The 1,699-nt window shown below is 53.4% G+C and carries 2 protein-coding genes; one reads left to right on the forward strand and one right to left on the reverse strand.

The annotated features are described in order from the left end of the window. Positions 1–94: 94 nt before the first annotated feature. The gene (gene hemJ / locus Q0338_RS05555; protein WP_002944278.1) at positions 95–529 is read left to right on the forward strand and encodes a protoporphyrinogen oxidase HemJ; all 435 of its coding nucleotides are present in this window, start codon (positions 95–97) and stop codon (positions 527–529) included. A gap of 279 nt (positions 530–808) precedes the next feature. On the opposite strand, the gene proC is transcribed toward hemJ, so the two are convergent. Continuing rightward, positions 809–1,594 carry a pyrroline-5-carboxylate reductase gene (proC, locus tag Q0338_RS05560; RefSeq protein WP_298085893.1) on the reverse strand — a complete coding sequence of 262 codons (786 nt, stop codon included), beginning with the start codon at positions 1,592–1,594 and terminating at the stop codon, positions 809–811. Between the last annotated feature and the right edge of the window lie 105 nt (positions 1,595–1,699).

Here is a 1,699-nt window from a genome sequence, read left to right on the forward strand (position 1 = left end):
GCTATATGCCTTATCTTCGTCAAATTTTAACGAAATCCGCAAAAAGCACTCAAAAGACAAGCCGTAAAAAACAAAAATTTTAAAAGGAGAAAAAATGGCAGAGTATTACAACCTCATCAAGTATTTCCACTACTTGTGTTTCATCTCGTGGATGGCGTTTTTGTTCTATCAGCCGCGCCTCTACGTCTACCACGCGGAGAATATGGACAAGCCGGACTTCGTGCGCGTCGTCGAGGTGCAGGAGTACAAGATGTACCACTACATCGGCTGGGTCGCGCTGATCGGCACGTTTTTGACGGGCATTTTGATCATCGTCGCGATGCCTGAGCTTTTGCGTAGCGGCTACGTGCACGTCAAGCTCACCGTCGTCGTCATCCTTGCGGCGTTTCATCTGGATCTTGGCCGCTATATGGTGCAGCTGCGCGAGAAACGCTGTAACAAGAGCGGTATGTTCTTTCGCGCTTACAACGAAGTGCCGACCATCGCGATGGTTATCATCATATGGATGATGGTGTATAAGCCATTTTAAACCGCACTAAATACGCGCCCCGAGGCGGAGCGAACCTGCTTTGCCTCGGGACCGCACAGTCAAATTTACTCCCAAAAATACAAAAATCTGCCGTCGCGAGAAAATTCGCAAATTTAACCAAGCCTTTTGGACTCTATAAAGCGCCGCAAAGATCGGCGGGATCAAAACTTCAAACGCTCAAATTTGACGATTAAAGCCCAGGCAAATTTACCGCGGGCATAGCGTAAGCGATCGGTGAATTTACGCTTTCTGGAAACGCAAAAGATAAAACCGCCAAAACTACCCGCGCGCCTTTTTGACGCACGCGCCCACTGCATCCAACACCGCCGCGCGAAACCCGCCGTTTTCCAGCGCTTTGACCGCTTCTATCGTCGTGCCGCCGGGCGAGCAAATTTCGTCTTTTAGGACTGCTGGGTGTTTGCCGCTTTTTAGCATGAGCCGTGCAGAGCCCGCGACGCTAGCTGCGACCGCTTCGTACGCCAGCGCTCTAGGCAGCCCCTCGAGCACTCCTGCATCGGCCGCTGCTTCGATAAACATAAAAACATAGGCCGGCAGGCTACCCGCGATGCCGGTAAATGCGGCAAATTTAGCCTCCTCCAGCTCATAAACGGCGCCGAAATTTTCAAAAATCTCTCGCACCGCCGCCCGCTCGTCCGCGCTTAAATTTTCGTTAAAACACAGCGCGCTTACGCCCTCTGCGATAGCCGCGGGAGTGTTTGGCATCGCGCGCGCGACCTTGGCCTGCGTGCCCAAAATTTGCGCGCTTTGCTCTAGGCTAAAGCTCGGCGCAAGCGTGACTATAACCTTGCCCCGAGCCGCGTCTTTTATCAAATTTAATATATCCACATACGCCGCGGGCTTGGTCGCTAGCACCGTGATATCGGCCGCCGACGCGACCGCGGCCTCGCTCTCGCAGGCGTTTACGCCGCACTTTTCGCGCAGAGCCGCCGTTTTGCTCCTAGCATAGACGAACACACTCTCGCCGCCCAGCCTTTGCGCCAAATTTTCGATCATCGCGCCGCCCATATTTCCGCCGCCGATAAAGCCGATTTTAGGATTTTTCATTTTGCCGCCTTTCTTAGAGCTCCGATTTTGACCGCCTTACCGGCAAGCGCCTCGCGTATCGCGATATTTTCCGCCCAGATGGCACCCGTGACTTGCCCCGGCGTC

This window comes from uncultured Campylobacter sp. (assembly GCF_938018145.1).
Classification (GTDB): Bacteria; Campylobacterota; Campylobacteria; order Campylobacterales; family Campylobacteraceae; genus Campylobacter_A.

Coding starts and splice junctions, on each gene's coding strand:
- hemJ (WP_002944278.1), top strand. CDS start 95: ATGGCAGAGTATTACAACCTCATCAAGTATTTCCACTACTTGTGTTTC.
- proC (WP_298085893.1), bottom strand. CDS start 1,594: ATGAAAAATCCTAAAATCGGCTTTATCGGCGGCGGAAATATGGGCGGC.